This is a genomic window from Streptomyces sp. N50 (genome assembly GCF_033335955.1).
In the GTDB taxonomy this organism is placed as follows: domain Bacteria; phylum Actinomycetota; class Actinomycetes; order Streptomycetales; family Streptomycetaceae; genus Streptomyces.
The window spans coordinates 5,339,116-5,361,077 of the sequence record NZ_CP137549.1 but is presented as its reverse complement, the minus strand read 5'-3'; the positions used below and the strand labels follow the sequence as shown (position 1 = coordinate 5,361,077).

Sequence of the window (21,962 nt, the reverse complement as noted above, 5' to 3'; positions counted from 1 at the left end):
GGTTATCGATGGCGGACTCGGATTGCATTCCCCAGACATTAGGCCGCCTTTATGTGACCAAAACTCTGATTCTCTTGTGAGCCCGCCCAGAAAAAAGGCGGAACCTGTGTCTTCCCTTAGAGAACCCAGGAAAGGCCTTATGAGCGCCCGGTGTCAGTAGTGTCCCCAATTTTCCGCTTCGCCGCCCGGGTTGACCGTTTCGTGTGCCGATACCCGTGAGTACCCTATGTTCTTTCCGACTTCGCGAGACACAGCCCCGTGTGCTTCATTTAGCCTTCGGAAACCGACTCTGTTTCCATCCTGAGACAGAAATCACCGTCCCGAGACGGAAAGGGTGCATGCTCATATGAGGAGTTTCCTGAAACCGGCGGCCGGGCTCACCTGCTTGTTTGCCCTCGCGGTCACCGGGTGCTCCTCCAGCTCCGGTGACTCGTCGGACTCGTCCTCCGGAGGGAAGCGGAGCGCTACGCCGACACCGTCGTCGACGCCTTCGTCGTCCGCCTCGTCGGGCTCGTCGGGCTCGTCGTCGACCACGGCCTACGCCCCGTACGTCAGCGTCACGACGGCCTCGGACATGGACAGTTCGGGGTCCCCCTCGACGTACAACCTCTCCTTCGCCATAGCCAAGGGCAGTACCTGTACGCCGGAGTGGAACGGTACGACCGCGATCGACAACTCGGCGGTGAAGTCCAGGATTTCGGCGCTGAAGGAGTCCGGGGCGAGTGTCCGGGTGTCCTTCGGCGGGGCGTCCGGCAAGGAGTTGGCGGAGACCTGTACGAGTGCGGCGGCGCTCGCGAAGGTCTACGGCGAGGCGCTGGACGCGGCGGGCTCCACCCAGGCCGACTTCGACATCGAGGGCGACGCGCTCACCGACTCGACGTCGGTCGCCCTGCGTTCCAAGGCGATAGCCCTGCTCCAGAAGGAACGCAGTGACCTCAAGGTCTCGTTCACGCTGCCCGTGATGCCGTCCGGGCTGGACTCCGACAGCCTGGCGCTGCTGGAGTCCGCGAACGACAACGCGGTCGAGGTCTCCACGGTGAACATCATGACGATGAACTACGGCGAGTCGTACACGGCGGACATGGGCGACTACGCGATCACGTCGGCTACGGCCACGCACACCCAGCTGAAGAAGGTGTTCGGGTTGTCGGACGCCGGGGCCTGGCAGGGGATGGCGCTCACGTCGATGATCGGGGTGAACGATGTGTCCGGGGAGACGTTCTCGCTGTCGGACGCGGCGCAGGTGCGGACGTTCGCCGAGTCGAAGAAGATCGCGTGGGTGTCGATGTGGTCGACGTTCCGGGATCAGCAGTGTGAGAGCGGGAGTTCGGACGATGACGCGGCTACGGACTGCAGTGGGGTGAGTCAGTCCGCGGGGGCGTTCGGGGAAGCGTTTGCCGGGTGACGGTGCGTTGGTGGCTGACGGTGCGTTAGTAGCTGACGGCGCGTTGTCGGCTGACGGTGCGTCGTGGCTGGTCGCGCAGTTCCCCGCGCCCCTAAAAGATGGGCGTCGGGGTGAACGGCGCTGGTCGCGGCCACGCGGCGGAGCCGCACAACGACACAGCCCCGCGCCCCTAAAAGACGAGCGTTGCCCTGAACCGTGCCGGTCGCGGCCACGCGGCGGAGCCGCACAACGACACAGCCCCGCGCACCTAAAAGACGGGCGTTGCCGTGAACCGTGCCGGTCGCGGCCACGCCGCGGAGCCGCACAACGACACAGCCCCGCGCCCCTAAAAGACGGGCGTTGCCCTGAACCGTGCCGGTCGCGGCCACGTGGCGGAGCCGTGCAATGACGCAGCCCCGCGCACCTAGGGGAAACGCGCTAGCGGCGTCTGTGAAGGAGCCGCCCTGCGCATACCGTTGCGATGCACTCGCCGGACTCGTCGAATACGGCGAGGTCGGCTCGGCCTTGGTCGGTAAGGGCTGGGGGACGTGGGCCGGGGAGGATCATCACGCCGTTCCGGTCCGCCGCGGATCGGAGTTCGGGTGAGTCGACGTGTTCCGCCAGGACAGCCGTCGCGCCCGTCTTCAGTACGGCGTGGATCCGCTCGCGTGGGCTCGGGGCGTCCGGAAGGGGGCCCTCGTGGATGCGGGCCGGGACCAGGGTGCCCGGCCAGCTCCGCACCCTCGCACCCGGAAAGCGCTCCTGGACCTCCGCCAGCGTCCCCACACCCACGACCCTGGCGCCCTCGACGGCGACGGCACCGCCCTCGTCCGCCGTGTGAATCGTCAGCACAGCAGCGCTAGTTGGCGGACAGGAGCTTCAACTCCGGGTGGGCCGTGCCGCCTTCGATGGCTGTCGACGAGATGTGGGACATCACGCGCTCGTCGACGGGGTCGTTCGCCGGGTCGTCGTGGACGACGATGTGCTCGTAGGTGGTGGTCCGCTGGGCGGGGACTCGGCCCGCCTTGCGGATGAGGTCGATGATCTCCATGCGGTTGGAGCGGTGCTTGGCTCCGGCCGAGGAGACGACGTTCTCCTCCAGCATGATCGAGCCGAGGTCGTCCGCGCCGTAGTGCAGGGAGAGTTGGCCGACCTCCTTGCCCGTGGTGAGCCAACTGCCCTGGATGTGGGCGACGTTGTCCATGAAGAGGCGGGCGATGGCGATCATGCGCAAGTATTCGAAGAGCGTGGCCTGCGTGCGGCCCTTCAGGTGGTTGTTCTCGGGCTGGTAGGTGTACGGGATGAACGCGCGGAAGCCGCCCGTGCGGTCCTGTACGTCGCGGATCATCCGCAGGTGCTCGATGCGCTCGGCGTTGGTCTCGCCGGTGCCCATGAGCATCGTCGACGTGGACTCGACGCCCAGGTTGTGCGCCGCCTCCATGATCTCCAGCCAGCGCTCGCCGGACTCCTTGAGCGGGGCGATCGCCTTGCGGGGGCGCGCGGGGAGCAGTTCGGCACCGGCGCCCGCGAAGGAGTCGAGACCGGCCGCGTGGATGCGGGTGATGGCCTCCTCGACCGACACCCCGCTGATCCGGGCCATGTGCTCGACCTCGGACGCGCCGAGGGAGTGGATGACCAGCTGGGGGTACGCGCCCTTGATCGCGGCGAAGTGCTTCTCGTAGTACTCGACGCCGAAGTCCGGGTGGTGTCCGCCCTGGAACATGATCTGCGTGCCGCCGAGTTCGACGGTCTCCGCGCACCGGCGCAGGATGTCGTCGAGGTCCCGCGTCCAGCCCTTGGCGGTGTCCTTGGGGGCGGCGTAGAACGCGCAGAACTTGCACGCCGTGACGCACACGTTCGTGTAGTTGATGTTCCGCTCGATGATGTACGTCGCGATGTGCTCCGTACCCGCGTACCGCCGCTTGCGTACGGCGTCGGCGGCGGCGCCGAGCGCGTGCAGCGGGGCGTCGCGGTAGAGGTCGAGCGCCTCTTCGGGGGTGATGCGCCCGCCCTCGGCGGCACGGTCGAGGACGGACTGAAGCTCGGCCTTCTCGGTCACCGGGAGGTCCCTTTCGTCAAGGGTTGCGGACGGGCAGCTGGTGCTGACGGACCTTGTCAGCCTACGCCAGCGGTTTTCGCACCCCGACCTCAGGCCGTGAACGCGCCGACCAGCAGCCCGAGGAAGGCACCGGCGAGCAGAAACGGCCCAAAGGGGACATCGGCCCTCCCCTTCCGGGCGAGGACACCCCCGTACAACGCCCTCAGCAGGAACCCCGCGAACGCGCCCACCATCACCGTCGGCCACCCGTACCACCCGAGGACGACACCGGCCCCCACCCCGAGCTTCACCTCACCGAGCCCCAGGCCACCGCCCCCGGAGTCGATCCGGGTCAGCCCGTAGTACCCGGCGCCGAGCGCGAGACCGCCCAGCAGAGCCGTCGTCCAGTGCCCCACGTGCTCGGGCACGAACGCGACGACCCCGAGAAGAGCGAGGGCGGCACCCGCAAGGGGAAGCCCGGCCCTGGGCGCCCCCACCGCGACGGGCGCGAGCAGCAGCCACACCGCCAGCTCGGGCCGTGTACCGGTGGCGGCGGCGAGCGCGACACACACCAGCACGACGAGGAGAGCGGTACCGACACCCCGCCGGCCGACCCGCGCGACCACCGCCCCGGCCCCCGCTCCCCACACCCCCGCGAGGGCGATCAGCAACTGGTCGTAGTCCACTCGACGTCCGTTCCGAGGCCCCGACGCCTACTTGACTTTGGACAGCCGCGCGGTCGGGGAGCCCTCGGCCGAACTGTCCGAGGCGTACTTGAGGTCGTCGCCGGTGGGGGTGAGGGTGACCGTGTGGGCGGCCTGGTTGCAGACGTCTCGGTTCGACGTCGCGCCCGCGGCCGAGGCGACGAGCTGCGTCTTCGTCACCTGCTTCAGGGTGAGTACGTCGTCGCAGACGCCGCCGAGCTGGTCGGTCTGGCGGAGGATCCCCAACTTCTGCCCCACGCCCACCTTGGCGATCGTGATCCGGAAGGTCCCGTCGGCGAGGGTGCCGCCGAGCGCGGTGCCGTCGCCCTGCCAGGTGCCGAGGTAGACGTCGGGGACGGAGGGGAGTGAGGAGCCGTCGCCGGTGCTCGGCGCGCTGGTCGCCGTGGCGGAAGAGGTCGGGATCGCGCCCGCCGACGAGTCGTTGCCCTTGTCGTCCGGCTGCAGCCAGTACAACCACACCGGCACCAGCGTCACCACCGCCAGCGCCGCGGCGACGGAGAGCACCACCGCGCAACTGACCCTGCGCCCACGCCCGTTGGTCCCCGGAGCCGCGGTGGCCGCGACGGAGACGGAGACCTTCCCCGGGTGACGACCGGAGTCCGGGGGGACGGTGTCGTAGGGGAGCGCGTCACGCGGTTCGGGTACGAACCCGGTCGGCCCCGCAGGTGACTTGGGCATCTCCGGCGCCGGTCCGAACACCCCGCCCCCGGCCCCCACGGAGGGACTGCTGAACCCGACCGGCCCCGAGGGCACCCCTTCCGCGACCCCCGCCACCTCAAGGTTCAACAGCTGTACGGCACTTCGGCTGACCTGTTCCACCAACGCCCCCGGCAGCCATCCTCCGGCCACCAGCCGAGCGGCCCCGTCCGGAGCGAGCCACCGCGCCACCTCACCCGGAGTCGGCCGCGCGGCGGGGTCCTTCGCCAGACAGGCGCTCGCCAGCTCCCGCAAGTCCCCGTCCATCGCGCCCAGTTGGGGCTCTTCGTGGACGACCTTGTAGAGGAGCGCGGCGGAGGAGTCACCGGGGAAGGGGGACTCGCCCGTGGCCGCGTACGCCAGCACGGCCCCCAAAGAGAAGACATCCGACGCCCCCGTCGCGCCCTTCCCGAGGATCTGCTCGGGCGCCATATAGCCCGGCGATCCGACGGAGACGCCGGTGGAGGTGAGGGAGGCGGTGCCGTCCGTCGCGCGGGCGATGCCGAAGTCGATGAGGAGCGGGCCGTCGAGAGTGAGAAGCACGTTGGACGGCTTCACGTCCCGGTGCACGAGCCCCAACTCGTGTACCGCCGTGAGCGCTTCGGCCAGCCCCGCGCCGAGCGCCCGTACGGTGGCCGTGGGCAGTGGCCCGCCGTCCGCGACGGCGGCGGAGAGGGAGGGCCCGGCGGCGTAGGCGGTGGCGACCCAGGGCACGGCGGCCTCGGGGTCCGCGTCCAGGACGGGGGCCGTCCAGGCGCCGCCCACCCGGCGCGCGGCGTCGACCTCGCGGCGGAAGCGGGCGCGGAACTCCTCGTCGAGCGCGAAGTGCGGATGCACGATCTTGACCGCGACCGTACGGCCGCCCGCACTGCGCCCGAGATAGACCCGGCCCATCCCACCGGAGCCGAGCCGGCCGAGCAGCCGGTAGGGCCCCACGACCGTGGGTTCGTCGTCTCCGAGCGGCTGCATGCCGTCCACCCCTCCCCCGTACGACTTCCAGCAGGGTAGTGCGCACACCCCGCCGGTGATGACGGCTGGAGCAGATCGCCTTCTGTCTTCTTCTACGGCTATTACGGCTGGAGCAGATCCACGTTCACGTCGGCCGGGAAACCGGTCGTGGGACCGACGCGGCGGGCGAACTCGGCGACGGCGGCCAACTGGTGGGCGCCGAAGCGGAAGTCGAGGGTGGTGAAGTACCGCTCCAGGACCTCCTCGTCGAAGTCCTCCCACCGGGCGGCCTGTTCGGCGACCTTGCCGACCTCTTCGAGGGAGAGGTTGCGGGATTCGAGGAAGGCCTCGTGGACCTTGCGGGTGATGACCGGTTCGCGCTCCAGGTAGTCGCGGCGGGCGGCCCACACGGCGAAGACGAACGGCAGCCCGGTCCACTCCTTCCACAGCGAGCCGAGGTCGTGCACCTCCAGGCCGAAGCGGGGCCCGTCGAGCAGGTTGGCGCGCAGGGCGGCGTCGCCGATGAGGACGGCGGCGTCGGCCTCCTGCATCATCAGGCTCAGGTCGGGCGGGCAGGTGTAGTAGTCGGGCTGGACGCCGTAGCGCTCGGCGAGGAGGAGCTGCGCGAGGCGTACGGAGGTCCGCGAGGTCGAGCCGAGCGCGACCCGGCGGCCGTCCAGCTGGTCCAGCGGGACCTGCGAGACGATCACGCAGGACATCACCGGGCCGTCGCAGCCGACGGCGATGTCGGGGAAGGCGACCAGGTCGTCCGCGTTGCGGAGGAACTCGACGAGCGTGATGGGCCCGATGTCGAGGTCGCCCTGCACCAGCTGCTCGCTGAGCTTCTCGGGGGTGTCCTTGGTCAGCTCGAAGTCGAGGAGCGTGCCTGTTCTCGCGAGCCCCCAGTACAGGGGCAGGCAGTTCAGGAACTGGATGTGGCCGACGCGCGGCCGGGTGCGAGAATTGTCCACAACGTGAGGCTAGACCTCATGCGGTACGCTCCATACTTCGGCCCCACAGTCAAGCCTTTGGCGATCTTCAAACGTCCGGGTGATGTGATCTTGGCCTCTATTGCTTTCGGCTGCCCGCGTGCTAGGCTCGCCGCAAGTTGCAGTTTGGTTTCCCTTGCAGTACAGAGCCTGCGGAGCATGTAACCGCGGGCTCTAGTCGTTTTCAGACGTATGCAGTAGTGCGGGACTTTGTTTTCACACTTAGCAGGGTTCTGGAGCAGGGCAACCCTTTGGGCCCAAGGAGGGCTTATGGCTACCGGAACCGTGAAGTGGTTCAACGCCGAAAAGGGCTTTGGCTTCATCGCCCAAGAAGGCGGAGGCCCCGACGTCTTCGTTCACTACTCCGCGATCAACGCGAGCGGCTTCCGTTCGCTGGAGGAGAACCAGCAGGTCTCCTTCGACGTGACCCAGGGTCCGAAGGGCCCGCAGGCGGAGAACGTCACCCCCGTCTGAGTCACCTGATCGCAGTCCTTCGGTCTCGGAGCCTGGTGCTTTGATCCGGAACAGATAGCAGTACCCAAGGAGCCCCGCGCCGCAAGGCAGCGGGGCTCCTGCCTTTGCCTCCGGCGGTTGGGCGGGGGGCGTGGGGTGGGGTGCGAGTGGTCTTCGGGTGCGGGTCCGGTGGGGGCTGGGCGCGCCCCGCGGCGAGCCGAAATTCACAAGTCCCGCGCCCCTGAAGGCAGAAGACGAGGCCCGGTTGTCAGTGGGGGTCGGTAAGGTCCCCGGCCATGACATCCGCTGAGGCAGACTTCGTGAGCAGTACCCGGAGCTTCTACGACGCGATCGCCGAGGACTACGCCGAGTTGTTCGCCGGGGAGCGCGCCGAGCCGCGGGACGGGGCGGTGCTGGCCGGATTCGCCGAGCTGGTGGGCCGGGGCGGGGGCGGGCGGGTGGCCGACCTCGGCTGCGGGCCGGGCCGGACGACCGCGCACCTCGCCTCCCTCGGGCTGGATGTCTTCGGGCTCGACCTGTCCGAGTCGATGCTCGCGATCGCGCGCCGCGAGAACCCGGGGCTGTGCTTCAGGCAGGGGTCGATGCTGGAACTGGACATCCCGGACGGGACGTTGGCCGCGGCCGTCTCCTGGTACTCGTCCATCCACACGCCGGTGGACCGACTCCCGTTCCTTTTCGCGGAGTTCCATCGCGTGCTGGCACCGGGCGGGTATCTGCTGCTCGCCTTTCAGGCCGGTGACCAGCCCCTCACCCTCGACCGGCCCTTCGGGCACCCGGTGACGCTGGACTTCGAGCGTCGGCGGCCGGAGGCGATGGCCGAGTTGCTGGAGGCGGCGGGGTTCAGGCTGCGGTCACGGACCGTGCGGGAGGCGGAGGAGGAACTCGGGGAGTCGTCAGCGCAGGCGTTTCTGGTCGCCCGCAAGGGCGTGGCCGGAGCTGCGGCCGCGCTCTAGGGCCCGGCGGGCGCCGATCTCGCTGGGGTACTCGCGGACCGTGAACACGGCGGCCACCGTGCCGACGCACCACGCGAAGAGTGCCGGCACGACCGGGAGCACGAGCAGCGCGGGGAGGACAAGGGCGCGGCCCAGCCCCTGTCCGCGTTGCGTCGCGTACCGCTTCTCCACCCAGGCTTCGGTAGGAGTCGGCGGATTCAGCAGCCTCTTGCGGATGTCCCGGCGCTGCTTCACCCACCCCCACACCAGGGCCACGCACGCTGCGGCCCCCTGCGTCCAGTCCCACACCATGCGCGGGATCGGGGGCAGGTGGACGCGGAACGACAGGTAGAGCCCGAGGACGACGTAGCCCATGAAGGCCATCACCACGGCCCAGAGGAGCGCACCGGAAGCACGGCGCAGCCAGTAGCGGGCGCCGCGCTTGTACCAGGTTCTGCCGAGTCCGGGCAGCTTCGGGATGTCGGAGGGGGTCATGATCCGGAAGGGTGCTCCTGCAGCCGGCGGCGGGCGCCGACCTCGCTGGGGTATTCGCGGACGGTGAGCATGGCGGCACACCAGCCGACGCCCCACGCGGCGAGCGCCGGCATGACTGGTGCCGCGATGAGTACTCCCACGCGGCCTGCGAGGGCCAGGCCCGTGGAACGACGGGTCTCGTCGCGCTTACGGCTGCGGAAACCGTCCGGGGCGGGCGGGTCCTGGAGGTCCCTGTGATGGCTCCGCCGCTGCACCACCCAACCCCAGACCGGGGCCCCGCACGAAGCGATCACCTGCGCCCAGTCCCATACCGTGCGCGCGCTCGGCGGCAGCACCGTCCGGAAGCCCCGGTAGAGGCTGATCGCGGCAAAGCACAGGAAGGCCATGACGATCAGCAGGAGTACGGCTGTGCGCACCCGCCGCAGCCAGTAGCGCGCCCCACGCTCGTACCAGGTCGTGCCGAGCCCCGGCAGGGCCGGGATCTTGACGGGTGTCCGGGAGGCGGGGACGTCAGAAGAGGCTCGTGACCCCATGCCACACGTCCTTTCCCAGTCGTTCGAAGTCCTGCCCCGTCTTGGACAGGACGTTTCCGGTGCCGTGCAGCACTCCGCCGACCACACCGTGGTCGTGGATGTCCTCACTCCAGTGCTCGTGCAGGGAGTGGTCGATGAGGCCGGTCGCTCCGATCACCACAAGGCCACCGCCCGCGGCGACCGCGAGCGTGGGAAGTTCGACGGGCAGGGCGGCCACCACGGCTGCGGTGGCCGCCGCACCGACCACCAGGCCGCCGACGTCGGCACCCCCGTCCACCGCCACGGAATGCTGCCAGGACCACCCCTTGTCGTGGTCGTCGGAAGCCTCCAGCACCCCACAGGCACCGGCCGCGGCGACATCCAGTACGGGGACCTCCTTGAGGAAGTCCGGCAGTTTGTCCAGGCTTTCGCCCGCGCGCAACGCGTCCGCGGCGTCGGCGAGTTTGACGTTCAGGGCACGGTCGTAGGGCAGTTTGGTGCTGCCGTGGTCGGCGCGGGCGATGTCCTCTTCCAGGGACTGGACCCTGGCGACTTCCAGGGACTGGACCCTGGCGACGGCGTCGGCGTAGGCGCCCTTGGCGGGAAAGTCCTTGGGGAGCGAGCGGCCGGCCTTCTGGAACGCCTTGCGTTCGGAGCGGAGTTCCTTCTTGGCCGCCCGCTCCTCGGACTTGGCGTCGTCGATCCTCGTGCGGGCCTCGGCGCCGTCGACCCGCGCGTCCTCGGCGTCGAAGGCGTACAGACCGCGCAGGTAGTCGACGACGGTGACCTTGTCGCCGGCGGTCACCTCCGCCTTGCCGGTGACCTCCGCGTACAGCGCCTGCAACTGGTCCGCCGCGGCCAGCCGCGCCTTCTGCGCCGTGTGCAGGACCTCCTTGCGCACGGTGTCGTACTCGCTCATCGCGGAGAGCGTCTTCTGCTCGTCCGCACGGGGCGGATTCGAGGTGACCGCCGGCAGCGGGACACCCTTGTCCCCCATCGAGACGCCCTTGTCCGTCGCCACGTGCTCGGCGTTCTGCAGGGCCGTCTCGCAGGTGGAGAGCGCGCCGGCGAGCGTGTCCAGGATGTCGCCCGCCTCGTGGACGAGGGCGGCGAAGGCACCGGCGGTCACGGCGTCCTCGGTGTACGTGGCACGGAAGGACTCCGCCGACTCGCCCTTCCAGCCCGCGTCGTCGACCAGGGCGTCCACAGCACGCGTCAGAGGGCTGATGACGTCGTCGAGCTTGTCCTTGGCGTTCTTGTACGTCGTGGCCATCGTGCGGAGTCCGCCGATGTCGCCGCCGACCCAGCTGTCGCCCATCAGTCCTCGCCCACCATCAGGTCGTCGAACACACCGTGGACGTCGATGTCGTGCCGGTGAAACGAGTCGCGCGCGTACGCGACCTTGTCGCCCCGGTCGTCCAGTCGGTCGGCGAAGCCGATGTGGAGGGCGACGATGAGATCGGCGACCTCCTTGATGGCGTGGTCGAGGGCGGAGTCCCCGCCGCTCACCACGGGCGGGGCCACCTGGTCGTGCAGCTTCCGATAATCCGTGGCCTGGTCGTGGAACGTCGTGGCCATCGAGGTCAGGTCACTCATGACCGCTTTGAAGTCGGCCGACATCAGCGCACCTCCCGCGCGTAGGCGGCGAGATCGGCCAACCGCCAGTTGGGGCGTCCGGGAGCCACCCGCGGATCGAGCAGCACGGTGACCCCCTGCTCGCCAACACCTTCGGCCAGCGGCCCGAGGGAGGTGGCGACCCACGGCTGGGCCTCACCGAGCGCGGTGACCAGCTTCTCCAGGGTCGTGAAGGCGAAGGCCACGGTCCCGGTCCCGGTCCCGTCGGTGGGATGCGCGAAGAGTTCGTACGCGATGTACGGCACGCGGACCGGACGGCCGTCGTCGTACGTCGTGTCGACGTACCGAGGATGGGCGGGTACGAATACGGGCGTCTCGTACGGCGGGACACCGGGCCTGGGCCCTGGTCGTCCGTCCGTCGCCGCGGGAACCCGCGACCCCGCCTCCGCGTAGTCGGCCAGACGGGAGCGGCGGGGCTGGGGCGGCCCCTGCGCGCCCGGCGGTCCGGCCTGGACGTAGTCAAGAAGGCGTGACCGGTTCGGCTCCCCCACCGCCGTCTCCTCTTCCCCGTAGGTCTTCGTGGTCCCTGTGGACGTGTTCGCGCCATCACAGTAGCCACGGGACCAACGCCCAAATCCGGCTATGTCAGCCCGGCGAGCCCGTTGCATGCGCAATGCATACGGCCGCTTGGTCCCGGCCCGGCCGTCCCTTGACCGGGTGATGACCAGGCCGGACCGGCAGCCCTACGACCGCTACAACGCCCCCGCCAGATCCAGCGCCGCCACATACCCGAACGTCATCGCCGGACCGATCGTCGAGCCCGCGCCCGCGTAGCTGTGCCCCATCACCGCCGCGCTCGCGTTCCCGGCCGCGTACAGACCGGGGATCACCGAACCGTCCGCCCGCAGCACCCGCGCCCGCGCGTCCGTCCGCAGGCCGCCTTTCGTGCCGAGGTCGCCGGGGACGATGCGGAAGGCGTAGTACGGGGCCAGCCAGAGCGGGGCCAGGCAGGAGTTGGGGAGGACGGACGGGTCCGTGTAGTAGTGGTCGTAGGCGCTGTCACCGCGCCCGAAGTCCGGGTCCTTGCCGTTCGCCGCAAGGGAGTTGAAGCGGGTGACCGTGGTCCGGAGGGCGGCCGCGGGCACGCCGATCGACGTGGCCAGCGCGTCCAGCGTCCACGCCTTGTACGCCGCGCCCGAGCTGTACCAGTCGTCGGGGAACGTGAACGTCGGCAGCACGTCCCGGAACAGGTACCGGTTGCGGTAGTTCTGGTCGACGATCAGCCAGGCCGGGATGTCGGGGGCGGCCGGGTTGCGGTCGTACATGGTGTGGACGACGTCGCTGTACGGCGCGGCCTCGTTGACGAAGCGGGAACCGGCCTGGTTGACCAACAGGCCGCCGGGGAGGGTGCGTTCGGCGAGGCAGAAGTACGGGTCGCCGGGGAGCGGGATGGCCGGGCCCCACCAGGCGTCGTCCATCAACGCCAGGGCGGCGCCCGCGCGTTGGCCCGCCTGGATGCCGTCGCCGGTGTTCTCCTTCGCGCCCACCGTCCAGTCCGTGCCGATCGGCTGGCGCTGGTATTTGGCGCGCATCGCCGCGTTGTGCTCGAAGCCGCCGGAGCCGACCACGACTCCGCGACGGGCGCGTACAAGCCCGGCGGCCCCGGCCCGCGTGACGACCGCGCCGGTGACGGCACCGCCCTCCAAGTACAGGTCGGTGAGCGGGGTGTTGAGCCACACCGGCACCTGCGCGGACTGCAGCCCCGCGCGCAGACCCGCGGCGAGGGACTGCCCCATCGTGAGCGGCTTCTGGCCGAGCAGGGCCGCCTTCGTCCCCCGGGCCAGGCACTCGGTCGCGACGGCCGCGCCCTTCACGCTCACCGCGGCCAGGTCGAGCCATTTGTAGTCGGCGCTGAAGACGACCATGCCCGAAGGGACCGCCAGGTAGGGCGGGTTGAGGTGGGCGAGTTCGGTGCCGAGGATGTTGCCGTCGAGCTGATCGGGTTCTATGGAACGGCCGTTCGGGAGGCCACCCGGCAACTCCGGGTAGTAGTCGCTGTATCCCTCCATCCAGCGGAAGCGCAGTGGGCTGTTCGCCATCACGAAGGAGATCATCGCGGGGCCGTGGGCGAGGAAGGACTGCTGGCGGTCGGCGGGGACGTCGGCGCCGACGACCGCGGAGAGGTAGGCGGCGGCCTTGGCGGGGGTGTCGGGCACCCCGGCCGCCAGGATCACCGGGTTGTTGGGGATCCAGATCCCCGCCCCCGAACGGGCCGCCGATCCCCCGAACGTCGGCGCCTTCTCCACCACCACACAGCTCAGGCCTTGCCGCGCGGCGGTCAGCGCGGCCGTCATCCCGGCCGCCCCCGCGCCGATCACGACGACGTCGTAGGTACCGAGGAGGGGAAGATCGGCGGCGCTGGCGGAGTGGTGCACCCCGGCTGCCACACCGAGCGCCGCAACCGCACCACCGGCCAACACACGTCTTCTACCGGGGAGTTGTGCCTGTCCGTCCGCGCTCGTGGTCATGGCCGCTCCAGCCCGACGGGGAATGGGCTGGGAATGTCGCGCGGGGGTCTTGGGAAGTCAATGACCAGGTCCGCACCAAATCGCCCTGAAAGGCGACTAGTTGGCGTACAGCGCCTCGATGTCCTTCGCGAACTCCTGCATGACGAACTCCCGGCGGAGCTTCATCGACGGCGTCAGATGGCCCGCCGCCTCCGTGAAGTCCACCGGCAGGATGCTGAAGCGGCGGATGGACTCGGGGCGGGAGACCAGCTTGTTGGCGTCGTCGACGGCGCGTTGCAGGACCCCGATCAACTCCTCGTCGTTGACCAGGAGTTCGGCGGGGACCGGGTGCTTGCCGTTCATCTGGCGCCAGTGGGTGACGCCTTCGAGGTCGAGGGTGATGAGGGCGGCGACGTAGGGGCGGCGGTCGCCGACGACCATGCACTGGGCCACCAGCGGGTGGGAGCGGAGCCAGTTCTCCAGCGGGGCCGGGGCCACGTTCTTGCCGCCCGCGGTGATCAGGATCTCCTTCTTGCGGCCGGTGATGGTGAGGTAGCCCTCGTCGTCGAGGCGGCCGATGTCGCCGGTCGCGAACCAGCCGTCCTGGGACGCGGGGATCACCCCGTCGCCGTGCGGATCCCAGTAGCCCCGGAAGACCTGCCCGCCGGCGAGCAGGATCTCGCCGTCCGACGCGATGCGGACCTTGGTGCCCGGCATGGGCCAACCGACCGTCCCCAGCCGGGGTTTGAGCGGCGGCGTGCAGGTGGCCGCCGCCGTCGTCTCGGTCAGGCCGTAGCCCTCGAAGATCTCGATGCCCGCGCCGGCGTAGAACGCGGCGAGGCGGCGGCCCAGCGGGGAGCCGCCGCAGATGACGTAACGGAGCTTGCCGCCGAGGGCGTTGCGGATCTTCCGGTAGACGAGCGGGTCGTAGAAGGCGCGGGCCGTCTTCAACGGGCGGGTCGGGCCCGGTCCCGTGCCGGACTGGCGGGCCTCCAGCGCCTCGCCGTAGCGGCGGGCGACGCTGGTGGCGCGGTCGAAGACCTTGCCGCGGCCGCCCTTCTCGGCCTTCGCCCGGGCGTTGTTGAAGACCTTCTCCAGCATGTACGGGATGGCCAGCAGGAAGGTCGGCTGGAAACTCGCCAGGTCGGCAAGGAGGTCCTCGGACTTGAGGCTGGCGGCGTGGCCGAGGCGGACACGGGCGCGGATGCAGGCGACGGCGACCATACGGCCGAAGACGTGGGAGTAGGGGAGGAAGAGGAGCGTGGAGGGTTCCTCGTCCGCCTTGTTCTTGAAGACGCCGTAGAGGAGTTCGATCGCGTTGTCGATCTCCGCGAGGAAGTTGCCGTGGGTGATCGCGCAGCCCTTGGGGCGGCCCGTAGTACCCGAGGTGTAGATGACGGTGGCGAGCGTGTCGGGCAGCAACACCCCACGCCGTACGGAGACTTCCTGGTCCGGGACGGTCCGGCCGAGCTCGGCCAGCCGGTCCAGGTGGCCCTTCTCGAAGACCCACATGTGCCGCAGGTCGGGCAGCCGCGGCGTCTCCGGGCCCAGCGCCGCCGCCTGCGCGACCGTCTCGGCGGCCATCGCCACCGCGCCCGAGTCCTGGAGGATCCACCGGATCTGGAAGAGGGAGGAGGTCGGGTACACCGGCACGGTCACCAGACCGGCCGCCCACGCGGCGAAGTCGAGGAGCGTCCACTCGTACGACGTCCGCGCCATGACCGCGATCCGGTCGCCCGGCGCGAGCCCCTCCGCGATCATCCCCTTGGCGACTGCCTGCACCTGCTCGGCGAACTCCGTCGCCGTCACATCACGCCAACTGCCGTCCTCGTCCTGCCTGCTGAGGACCACGTGCTCCGGCGCCGCCGCCGCGTTCTCGAACGGCAGGTCGGCGAGCGAGCCGTGGGTCGCCGGCGGCACCAGCGGCGGTACGGACACCTCCCGCACCACGCCGTCCAGCCGCCGGATCTCGGGCTCGACGAGCACGGGCGCGCCGTCGTAGTCGTAGCCGGACGGATAGACGAGGGACATGGCAGCTCCTGTGGCGTGCAGCTTGTACCGCTCTGCTGCATTAGGTACGCATGGTGCGTACCGAGGCGTTCATCCCGGCCCGCGACCGGGGTGTTACCTCGGGTTAGGTCGAAGATCGTACGGGGCCCTCGTGGGGGCTTCGTGCGGGTTCGGGGGTGGTACGGAGCCGGGCCTGTGCAACCTCGGCGGGTTCAGGGCGCTTTGTCAGCCATGCGTCAGCCCTGCGCCACCTCTGCGTCACCCATGCACCCGCCATGGACCGCCCGGCTCGCCCCACTTGGCCTTACCTGCGGTAACCTTACTGCGAAGTAAGCCGAAAAGAGCCGCCCAGGAAGCCACCCGGGAGTGGGACATGGCCAACCCCTATCCGCCCCTCACCGACACCCCCGCACTCACCCCGCTCCTTCTCCGCGGCGCCCTCCTCTCCCCCTTCAAACGGCCCCGCCCGGACGCCCGGTTCCCCCGCACCCGCCTGGTCCTGCCCGGCGTCCGCGTCGACCTGGCGAAACTGGCCGCCTACGAACGCGTCTGCGGCTTCGCCACCGGCGACGACGCCCTCCCGATCACGTATCCCCACGTCCTCGGCTTCCCCCTCGCCATGCGCCTGATGAGCTGCCGGGCCTTCCCGCTCCCCCTCCTCGGCCTGGTCCACACGTCGGTGGAGATCACCCGACATGCGGCGGTACCGGCCACAGGGGACCACGAACTCACCGTCTATGTCGAAGAGTTGACCCCGCACCGGCGTGGCACGGAGGCGACGGTCACGACGGAGATGCGGGTCGGGGGCGAGGGCGTCGGCGGGGGCGGCGGCAAGGTCGTATGGGAATCGCGGAGCACGTATCTCGCCCGGCACCAGCGCGCCGACACACCCGCGCACGTGCCCGAAGTCCCAGGCGCGCAGGCCTCGTTGCCCACGATCGCCGAGTGGCGCCTCGCCGAGGACGTGGGCCGGCGCTACGGCTCCGCGTCCGGCGACCGCAACCCCATCCACCTCTCCCCGCTCACCGCCCGCCTCTTCGGCTTCCCGCGCGCGATCGCCCACGGCATGTGGACGGCGGCCCGGTGCCTGGCGGCGCACGGGACACCCGAAGCCGCTTATGTGCGGGCCGAGTTCAGGGCGCCGGTGCTGTTGCCGGGGGTGGTGGAGTACGCGGCGGAGGGCGGCCGTTTCCAGCTCCGGAGCGGGGAGCGCACGCATGTGGAGGGGCTCGTCCGACCGCTCCCGTTATGAGCCGCCGGCCTTCATGCGCCGATGCACGCTACGGCCATGAGCCGATGAGCGCTACGGCGTCCACGGCCGCCCCTCCATCAACTGCCCCAGCCCCGCCCACGCGAAGTTCATCAGCGTCGCGGCCGCCTGCTTGGCGGTGACGCCCGGGGTCGCGTTCGACCAGGCCGCCAGGGACTCGGCGGCGCCGACCAGCGCCTCGGCCAGACCGGCGACCTCTCGCTCGGGGAGGTCCGGGTCGCGATGCGCCTCGCGGGCGGCGGCCGCGATCAACTCGGTGACGAACGCGACGAGTTCGGCGCGCATCGCCGCCACCTCGGCCGCGAAGGGCTCGCCGTGGGTGCGGGACTGGAGGTGCAACACGGCCCAGCCGTCCGGGTGTTGGGCGGTGTGCGTGAAGAACGCCCGCAGCCCGTCCCAGAGTTGGCGGTCGGCGGGCGACCCGGTGTCCACACCGGCCCGTACCGCCTCGGTGAGCGCCTGGCCCTCGCGCCGGATGCACGCGGTGAACAGGTCTTCCTTCGAGTTCAGGTAGAGATACACCAACGGCTTGGACACGCCCGCGAGTTCGGCTATCTCGTCCATCGACGCGGCCATGTACCCGCGCTGCCCGAAGGTCTGCACGGCGGCGTCGAGCATCTGCTGCTCACGGACCGCCCGCGGCATGCGTTTGGTCTTCACGGCACCCATGGGGGCAAGGGTAGTTGGACCCAGGTGTCAGGAAGTCTGGCCCTGCGGGTGGGAGGCCGGCTGGGCGGCCGGCTGGGCGGCGTCCACCGTCTCGTCCTCCTGGCTGCGGTTGGCGTCCAGGTTGGCCTTCATCCGGTCGACCCGCTCGACGATCTGCACCGAGGCCCGGTCCCGCACCCCGCGCAGCACCACGAAGCTGATCGGCGCCGAGATCACCAGCGCCAGCAGCACGATCCACATGCCGTTGGACTCGCCGAAGCCGCGCGGGAAGACGCCGAGGTAGACGAGGCCCCAGACGACGCCGAGGCAGCCCGCGAAGACTCCGAGGCGCCACAGTGTGTAGCGGAACATCTCAATCCACTCTTCCGTAACGAACAGACTTAACCGAACAGTCCTACTCAGTGAAGCACGCGCCCTCACCGATCTTCGGGCGGGGTCGGCGGCTCACAGCAAGGGCAGCAACATGAAGATGTCGTCCCGGTCGTCCCCGGGGGCGACCCGGATCGCGCCGGGCACCCGCCCGACCTCCTTGTAGCCGCAGGAGCCGTAGAACCGCTCCAGGCCGTGGCCGCCCCAGCAGGTGAGGCGGATCGCCTCGATGCCGTCGATGCCGCGCGCGGCCTCCTCGGCGGCGGCGAGGAGGTCGCGGCCGTAGCCCTTGCCCTGGTGGCGGGGGTGGACCATCACCGTGTAGAGCCACAGCCAGTGCAGCATCAGGCGGTGCGTGTTGAACGCGAGGAACACGGTCGCCGCGACCGTGCCCGTCTCGTCGCGGCCGACCAGCAGCCGGGTGCGGCCCTCCGCCATGGCGACGAAGTGCCTCACCAGCTCGGGCCGTATCTCCTCCACCGTGACCGGTGCGACGAAGCCGACCGAGCCCCCCGCGTTGGAGACGCCCGCCCAGAGGGTGAGGATCTCCTCGCGCAGGGCGGGGGTTATCGCGGGGTCCAGTTCGAAAGTCAGCGTCATGTCAGAAAACCGTGTTCACACCCGCATCGGCTGCGGGGACTCGCGCCGCGCCGGGTCCGGGCCGTCGTACTCGCGGATGATCTCGTAGCGCGTGTTCCGCTCGACCGGCTGGAAACCGGCGTCGCGGATCAGGTCGAGGAGGTCGTCGCGGGTGAGCTTGTTCGGGGTGCCGTAGTTGTCGGCGTCGTGTGTGATCTTGTACTCGACGACCGAGCCGTCCATGTCGTCCGCGCCGTGCTGGAGGGCGAGTTGGGCCGTCTGGACGCCGTGCATGACCCAGAAGACCTTGACGTGCGGGACGTTGTCGAAGAGGAGACGCGACACCGCGAAGGTCTTGAGAGCCTCCGCACCCGTCGCCATCTGTGTCCGCGCCTGAAGGCGGTTGCGCACCTTCCCGTCCTTCATGTCCACGAAGTCGTGCTGGTAGCGCAGCGGGATGAAGACCTGGAAACCGCCGGTCTCGTCCTGGAGCTCGCGCAGCCGCAGCACGTGGTCCACGCGGTGGCGCGGCTCCTCGATGTGGCCGTAGAGCATGGTGCACGGGGTCTTGAGACCCTTCTCGTGCGCCAGGCGGTGGATGCGCGACCAGTCTTCCCAGTGCGTCCGGTGGTCGACGATGTGCTGGCGGACCTCCCAGTCGAAGATCTCCGCGCCGCCGCCGGTGAGGGATTCGAGGCCGGCCTCGATCAGCTCGTCGAGGATCTCGCTCGCGCTCAGCCCGGAGATCGTCTCGAAGTGGTGGATCTCGGTGGCCGTGAAGGCCTTGAGGGAGACCTCCGGGAGGGCCTTCTTCAGCTCGCTCAGCGACCGGGGGTAGTAGCGCCAGGGGAGGTTCGGGTGCAGGCCGTTGACGATGTGCAGCTCGGTGAGGTTCTCGCCCCGCATCGCCGTGGCGAGCCGGACGGCCTCCTCGATGCGCATCGTGTACGCGTCCTTCTCGCCCGGCTTGCGCTGGAACGAGCAGTAGGCGCAGGACGCGGTGCACACGTTGGTCATGTTCAGGTGGCGGTTGACGTTGAAGTGGACGACGTCGCCGTTCTTCCGCGTCCGCACCTCGTGCGCGAGTCCGCCCAGCCAGGCCAGGTCGTCCGACTCGTACAGCGCGATGCCGTCCTCGCGGGACAGCCGCTCACCGGAGCGGACCTTCTGCTCCAGCTCGCGCTTGAGCCCGACATCCATGCCCATACCTCTTCCTCAGACAGCTTGCTAAACGGTACTCCCCCACCCTTCGGGCGGGAGGTGCCCCCAAACGGCGCTTCGCGCCTACGTCTCTACGCCTCTTCGGGCAGCTCTCCGACCCGGTTCTCCCACTTCGTGGAGAGCACGATCGTCGTACGGGTGCGGGAGACGCCCTTGGTCCCGCTGAGCCGCCGGATGGTCTTCTCCAGGCCGTCCACGTCAGGTGCCCGCACCTTCAGCATGAACGAGTCCTCGCCCGCGATGAACCAGCAGTCCTCGATCTCGCCGAGGTCCTTCATGCGGCGCGCGACGTCCTCGTGGTCGGCGGCGTCGGAGAGCGAGATGCCGATCAGGGCGATGACGCCGAGGCCGAGGGAGGCCGAGTCGACGGTCGCGCGGTAGCCGGTGATGACACCGGCCGCCTCCAGCCGGTTGATGCGGTCGGTGACACTGGGTCCCGACAGGCCGACGAGGCGCCCCAGCTCCGCGTAGGAGGCCCGGCCGTTCTCTCTCAGGGCCTGGATGAGCTGCCTGTCCACCGCGTCCATGCGATCGATTGCCTTCCGGTGATGACGATTGATGACGATGAATAAGTGGGTGCTGTACGTCAGTCGGTGCTGTACGTCAGTCGGTGGTGCGGAAGCCGGCGCCTAGGTCGCCCTTCCAGCGCCGGTACAGATCGTGCTCGACGCCCGCCGAGTCCAGGACCCGCCCGGCGACGAAGTCCACCAGGTCCTGGATGTGGGTGGCCCCGGCGTAGAACCCGGGCGAGGCGGGCACCACGGCCGCCCCCAGGTCGTCCAGGGTCACGAGGTGCCGCAGCGTCTGCCCGTTCAACGGCGTCTCGCGTACGGCGACCACCAGCTTCCGCCGTTCCTTGAGGGTGACGCTCGCCGCCCGCTGCAACAGGTCCTTGCTCAGCCCGAGGGCGATCCCGGCGACACACGCGGTCGACGCGGGCACGACGATCATCCCCTTCGAGGGGTACGACCCCGAGGACGGCCCCGCCGCGAGGTCGCCCGCGCTCCAGTGTCGTACGGCGTCGAGGGCGGGCTGGAAGGTGCCGGGCTTGCCGTCGGCGCCGCGGGCCAGCCATTCCCGCAGGTCGTCCTGCCAGTGGGCGTCCCGGTAGGCGATCCCCGTCTCGTCGAGGAGCGTGAGCCGGGACGCGCGGGACACCACGAGGTCGACGCTCTCGCCGGCGTCGAGGAGCGCGCGCAGGACGGCAGCCGCGTATGGGGTGCCGGAAGCGCCGGACACCCCTACGATCCAAGGCGTACGCGGCGTCTCTCCTGGCTTGACTGGGTTCACGACACCGAGCCTAGCTGGCGTCGCGGGGCGGGAACCGGCCAAGGGTGCCGGGGCGTTCTTCTTGGAGGACGCGTGGACTGTGGGGGGTGCCATGTCCGGTACGGAGTTGGAGTGGTCGCAGGGCGACCGCGCGAAGGCCGCGGCCAAGCTGATGGTGGGCTGGGTCGCGCTGTTGTGGCTGCTGGAAGTGGTGGACGTGGTGTCCGGCCACGCGCTCGACAGCTTCGGAATCGTGCCGCGCGAGCCCTCCGAGCTGCTGGACATCATCCCGGCCGCGTTCATCCACTTCGGCTTCGCGCACGTCGCCGCGAACAGCGTGCCGCTGCTGGTGTTCGGTTTCCTCGCCGCGCTGGGCGGCATCCGCCGCTTCGCCGCGATCAGCGCGCTGATCATCGTCGCGGACGGCCTCGGGGTGTGGCTCATGTCCCCGGCCCACACGAACACGGCGGGCGCGTCGGGCCTGATCTTCGGCCTCTTCGGCTTCCTGCTGGTGAGCGGCTTCGCGGAACGCCGCCCGCTGGGCATCGTCGTGGGCCTGCTGATCGGCGCGGTGTGGGGCGGCTCGATCCTGTTCGGGCTCGCGCCCACACAGTCGGGGGTCAGCTGGCAGGCACACCTGATCGGGCTGGTGGCGGGGGTGGGGGCGGCGTTCGTGTTCCGGCGCCGGGCTGTCGGTCGTGGGGTGGTTCAGGCCTGACGGCGGGCTTTCGGGTCCACCGGGAGATGAGCGGTGGGGATCGTCAGCTTGCCCAGCGGGGACTCGACGGTCAGGTCGGGGCCGTAGGGGGCGGTGTCACGGCCTCGGTAGCCGTCACGACCTGGGTTCCACATCGTGACCGCGTGGCCCTGCAGGGGGTCGAGGATCACGTAATTGGCGATGCCTCGGGAGGCGTACCAGCGAGGCTTGATCTCGTAGTCGCGGCGGACGCTCTCCGGCGACACCACTTCAGCGACGAACTCGATCAGATCAGCCGGGTAGGAGCTGCGGTTCTCGGCCTCGGCCTCGGCCGGGATGACCGCGATGTCCGGGCAGAACTCGTTGGCCTCGTCGAAGGGGAACGCCACATCGCTCACCAGCGCCCACTCCGGCGGAAGCTGTCCCTCAAGGCTCGCTGACACCCTCAGGATCGTCTTCCCGTGGAACGGCCTGACCGGGTTCATCACGATGCTGCCCTCGACAATCTCCGTCAGATAGCCGGGGAACATGTCCTCCAGCTTGCTGAGCTGCGAGTGCAGGCGGTCAAGGTCCGAGACGGTCACGGTGGCCTCCCTGGGGTCC

At 69.8% G+C, this 21,962-nt stretch carries 24 protein-coding genes; 5 read left to right on the top strand and 19 right to left on the bottom strand.

All coding sequences use genetic code 11. The features are described 5' to 3' along the window. Positions 1-346 precede the first annotated feature (346 nt). A complete protein-coding gene (locus R2B38_RS24055) occupies positions 347-1,405 on the top strand; it encodes a chitinase (protein WP_318018109.1) in 1,059 nt (352 codons plus the stop codon). 417 nt (positions 1,406-1,822) lie between these two features. Here R2B38_RS24055 and R2B38_RS24050 read toward each other — a convergent pair whose 3' ends face one another. From R2B38_RS24050 to R2B38_RS24030, 5 genes are all read right to left on the bottom strand, one after another. Beyond that, the gene (locus R2B38_RS24050; protein WP_318018108.1) at positions 1,823-2,236 is read right to left on the bottom strand and encodes an imidazolonepropionase-like domain-containing protein; all 414 of its coding nucleotides are present in this window, start codon (positions 2,234-2,236) and stop codon (positions 1,823-1,825) included. A gap of 7 nt (positions 2,237-2,243) precedes the next feature. Next, a complete protein-coding gene (gene mqnC / locus R2B38_RS24045; protein WP_033282491.1) occupies positions 2,244-3,443 on the bottom strand; it encodes a cyclic dehypoxanthinyl futalosine synthase in 1,200 nt (399 codons plus the stop codon). An 89-nt stretch (positions 3,444-3,532) separates the two neighbouring features. Beyond that, positions 3,533-4,108, bottom strand: coding sequence for a hypothetical protein (locus tag R2B38_RS24040; protein WP_318018107.1), 576 nt, complete (start codon positions 4,106-4,108; stop codon positions 3,533-3,535). A gap of 27 nt (positions 4,109-4,135) precedes the next feature. Continuing rightward, entirely contained in the window at positions 4,136-5,812 is a 1,677-nt protein-coding gene (locus R2B38_RS24035; protein WP_318018106.1) for a serine/threonine-protein kinase, read from the bottom strand. 101 nt (positions 5,813-5,913) lie between these two features. Further along, positions 5,914-6,762, bottom strand: a complete 849-nt coding sequence (locus tag R2B38_RS24030) for a menaquinone biosynthesis protein (RefSeq protein ID WP_318018105.1) — start codon at positions 6,760-6,762, stop codon at positions 5,914-5,916. A 288-nt stretch (positions 6,763-7,050) separates the two neighbouring features. On the opposite strand from R2B38_RS24030, the gene R2B38_RS24025 reads away from it, so the two are divergent. Continuing rightward, positions 7,051-7,254: a cold-shock protein gene (locus tag R2B38_RS24025; RefSeq protein ID WP_003992177.1), complete on the top strand. Its 204-nt coding sequence runs from the start codon at positions 7,051-7,053 to the stop codon at positions 7,252-7,254. 275 nt (positions 7,255-7,529) lie between these two features. After that, on the top strand, positions 7,530-8,207 hold the full coding sequence (locus R2B38_RS24020; RefSeq protein WP_318018104.1) for a class I SAM-dependent methyltransferase: 678 nt from the start codon (positions 7,530-7,532) through the stop codon (positions 8,205-8,207). Here the strand turns inward: R2B38_RS24020 and R2B38_RS24015 are convergent. The 7 genes from R2B38_RS24015 to R2B38_RS23985 form a co-directional block, all read right to left on the bottom strand. Further along, on the bottom strand, positions 8,148-8,681 hold the full coding sequence (locus R2B38_RS24015) for a hypothetical protein (protein WP_318018103.1): 534 nt from the start codon (positions 8,679-8,681) through the stop codon (positions 8,148-8,150). The two genes, R2B38_RS24020 and R2B38_RS24015, sit on opposite strands and share 60 nt — an antisense overlap. Next, complete coding sequence (locus R2B38_RS24010) at positions 8,678-9,214, bottom strand: hypothetical protein (protein ID WP_318018102.1); 537 nt, start codon at positions 9,212-9,214, stop codon at positions 8,678-8,680. Before R2B38_RS24010 ends, R2B38_RS24015 begins: the two co-directional genes overlap by 4 nt. Then, entirely contained in the window at positions 9,192-10,511 is a 1,320-nt protein-coding gene (locus R2B38_RS24005; protein ID WP_318018101.1) for a WXG100 family type VII secretion target, read from the bottom strand. Before R2B38_RS24005 ends, R2B38_RS24010 begins: the two co-directional genes overlap by 23 nt. Further along, on the bottom strand, positions 10,511-10,813 hold the full coding sequence (locus R2B38_RS24000; protein WP_318018100.1) for a DUF6317 family protein: 303 nt from the start codon (positions 10,811-10,813) through the stop codon (positions 10,511-10,513). Before R2B38_RS24000 ends, R2B38_RS24005 begins: the two co-directional genes overlap by 1 nt. Continuing rightward, complete coding sequence (locus R2B38_RS23995) at positions 10,813-11,319, bottom strand: SAV_915 family protein (RefSeq protein WP_318018099.1); 507 nt, start codon at positions 11,317-11,319, stop codon at positions 10,813-10,815. The genes R2B38_RS24000 and R2B38_RS23995 overlap by 1 nt, the downstream gene beginning before the upstream one ends. A 201-nt stretch (positions 11,320-11,520) precedes the next feature. Next, complete coding sequence (gene kstD, locus R2B38_RS23990; protein WP_318018098.1) at positions 11,521-13,296, bottom strand: 3-oxosteroid 1-dehydrogenase; 1,776 nt, start codon at positions 13,294-13,296, stop codon at positions 11,521-11,523. A 96-nt stretch (positions 13,297-13,392) separates the two neighbouring features. Then, positions 13,393-15,306, bottom strand: a complete 1,914-nt coding sequence (locus tag R2B38_RS23985; RefSeq protein WP_318018097.1) for an AMP-dependent synthetase/ligase — start codon at positions 15,304-15,306, stop codon at positions 13,393-13,395. A gap of 352 nt (positions 15,307-15,658) precedes the next feature. Between R2B38_RS23985 and R2B38_RS23980 the strand changes: the two genes are divergently transcribed. Beyond that, on the top strand, positions 15,659-16,537 hold the full coding sequence (locus tag R2B38_RS23980; protein ID WP_318018096.1) for a MaoC family dehydratase: 879 nt from the start codon (positions 15,659-15,661) through the stop codon (positions 16,535-16,537). Between the two features lie 51 nt (positions 16,538-16,588). Here R2B38_RS23980 and R2B38_RS23975 read toward each other — a convergent pair whose 3' ends face one another. The 6 genes from R2B38_RS23975 to R2B38_RS23950 form a co-directional block, all read right to left on the bottom strand. Beyond that, on the bottom strand, positions 16,589-17,224 hold the full coding sequence (locus tag R2B38_RS23975; protein ID WP_318018095.1) for a TetR/AcrR family transcriptional regulator: 636 nt from the start codon (positions 17,222-17,224) through the stop codon (positions 16,589-16,591). A 27-nt stretch (positions 17,225-17,251) separates the two neighbouring features. Continuing rightward, a complete protein-coding gene (locus tag R2B38_RS23970; protein WP_318018094.1) occupies positions 17,252-17,575 on the bottom strand; it encodes a DUF4229 domain-containing protein in 324 nt (107 codons plus the stop codon). A 93-nt stretch (positions 17,576-17,668) separates the two neighbouring features. After that, on the bottom strand, positions 17,669-18,193 hold the full coding sequence (locus R2B38_RS23965) for a GNAT family N-acetyltransferase (RefSeq protein WP_318018093.1): 525 nt from the start codon (positions 18,191-18,193) through the stop codon (positions 17,669-17,671). A gap of 15 nt (positions 18,194-18,208) precedes the next feature. Next, positions 18,209-19,372 (bottom strand): aminofutalosine synthase MqnE, encoded by a 1,164-nt coding sequence (gene mqnE, locus R2B38_RS23960; RefSeq protein ID WP_318021774.1) that lies wholly within the window; start codon positions 19,370-19,372, stop codon positions 18,209-18,211. 92 nt (positions 19,373-19,464) lie between these two features. After that, positions 19,465-19,920 (bottom strand): Lrp/AsnC family transcriptional regulator, encoded by a 456-nt coding sequence (locus tag R2B38_RS23955; protein ID WP_019061245.1) that lies wholly within the window; start codon positions 19,918-19,920, stop codon positions 19,465-19,467. Between the two features lie 76 nt (positions 19,921-19,996). Further along, a complete protein-coding gene (locus R2B38_RS23950) occupies positions 19,997-20,683 on the bottom strand; it encodes a UbiX family flavin prenyltransferase (protein ID WP_318018092.1) in 687 nt (228 codons plus the stop codon). Between the two features lie 91 nt (positions 20,684-20,774). Here R2B38_RS23950 and R2B38_RS23945 point away from each other — a divergent pair, with 91 nt between their 5' ends. Continuing rightward, positions 20,775-21,380: a rhomboid family intramembrane serine protease gene (locus tag R2B38_RS23945; protein ID WP_318018091.1), complete on the top strand. Its 606-nt coding sequence runs from the start codon at positions 20,775-20,777 to the stop codon at positions 21,378-21,380. Here the strand turns inward: R2B38_RS23945 and R2B38_RS23940 are convergent. Further along, positions 21,371-21,943 (bottom strand): Uma2 family endonuclease, encoded by a 573-nt coding sequence (locus tag R2B38_RS23940; RefSeq protein WP_318018090.1) that lies wholly within the window; start codon positions 21,941-21,943, stop codon positions 21,371-21,373. The two genes, R2B38_RS23945 and R2B38_RS23940, sit on opposite strands and share 10 nt — an antisense overlap. Between the last annotated feature and the right edge of the window lie 19 nt (positions 21,944-21,962).

Bases quoted from the DNA above. Each gene is read 5' to 3' on its own strand.
- R2B38_RS24015 (WP_318018103.1), bottom strand. From the start codon at position 8,681: ATGACCCCCTCCGACATCCCGAAGCTGCCCGGACTCGGCAGAACCTGG.
- R2B38_RS23980 (WP_318018096.1), top strand. From the start codon at position 15,659: ATGGCCAACCCCTATCCGCCCCTCACCGACACCCCCGCACTCACCCCG.
- R2B38_RS23970 (WP_318018094.1), bottom strand. From the start codon at position 17,575: ATGTTCCGCTACACACTGTGGCGCCTCGGAGTCTTCGCGGGCTGCCTC.
- R2B38_RS24055 (WP_318018109.1), top strand. From the start codon at position 347: ATGAGGAGTTTCCTGAAACCGGCGGCCGGGCTCACCTGCTTGTTTGCC.
- kstD (WP_318018098.1), bottom strand. From the start codon at position 13,296: ATGACCACGAGCGCGGACGGACAGGCACAACTCCCCGGTAGAAGACGT.
- R2B38_RS23975 (WP_318018095.1), bottom strand. From the start codon at position 17,224: ATGGGTGCCGTGAAGACCAAACGCATGCCGCGGGCGGTCCGTGAGCAG.
- R2B38_RS23985 (WP_318018097.1), bottom strand. From the start codon at position 15,306: ATGTCCCTCGTCTATCCGTCCGGCTACGACTACGACGGCGCGCCCGTG.
- R2B38_RS24005 (WP_318018101.1), bottom strand. From the start codon at position 10,511: ATGGGCGACAGCTGGGTCGGCGGCGACATCGGCGGACTCCGCACGATG.
- R2B38_RS23945 (WP_318018091.1), top strand. From the start codon at position 20,775: ATGTCCGGTACGGAGTTGGAGTGGTCGCAGGGCGACCGCGCGAAGGCC.
- R2B38_RS24010 (WP_318018102.1), bottom strand. From the start codon at position 9,214: ATGGGGTCACGAGCCTCTTCTGACGTCCCCGCCTCCCGGACACCCGTC.
- R2B38_RS24000 (WP_318018100.1), bottom strand. From the start codon at position 10,813: ATGTCGGCCGACTTCAAAGCGGTCATGAGTGACCTGACCTCGATGGCC.
- R2B38_RS23965 (WP_318018093.1), bottom strand. From the start codon at position 18,193: ATGACGCTGACTTTCGAACTGGACCCCGCGATAACCCCCGCCCTGCGC.
- R2B38_RS24035 (WP_318018106.1), bottom strand. From the start codon at position 5,812: ATGCAGCCGCTCGGAGACGACGAACCCACGGTCGTGGGGCCCTACCGG.
- R2B38_RS23955 (WP_019061245.1), bottom strand. From the start codon at position 19,920: ATGGACGCGGTGGACAGGCAGCTCATCCAGGCCCTGAGAGAGAACGGC.
- R2B38_RS24020 (WP_318018104.1), top strand. From the start codon at position 7,530: ATGACATCCGCTGAGGCAGACTTCGTGAGCAGTACCCGGAGCTTCTAC.
- mqnE (WP_318021774.1), bottom strand. From the start codon at position 19,372: ATGGATGTCGGGCTCAAGCGCGAGCTGGAGCAGAAGGTCCGCTCCGGT.
- R2B38_RS24025 (WP_003992177.1), top strand. From the start codon at position 7,051: ATGGCTACCGGAACCGTGAAGTGGTTCAACGCCGAAAAGGGCTTTGGC.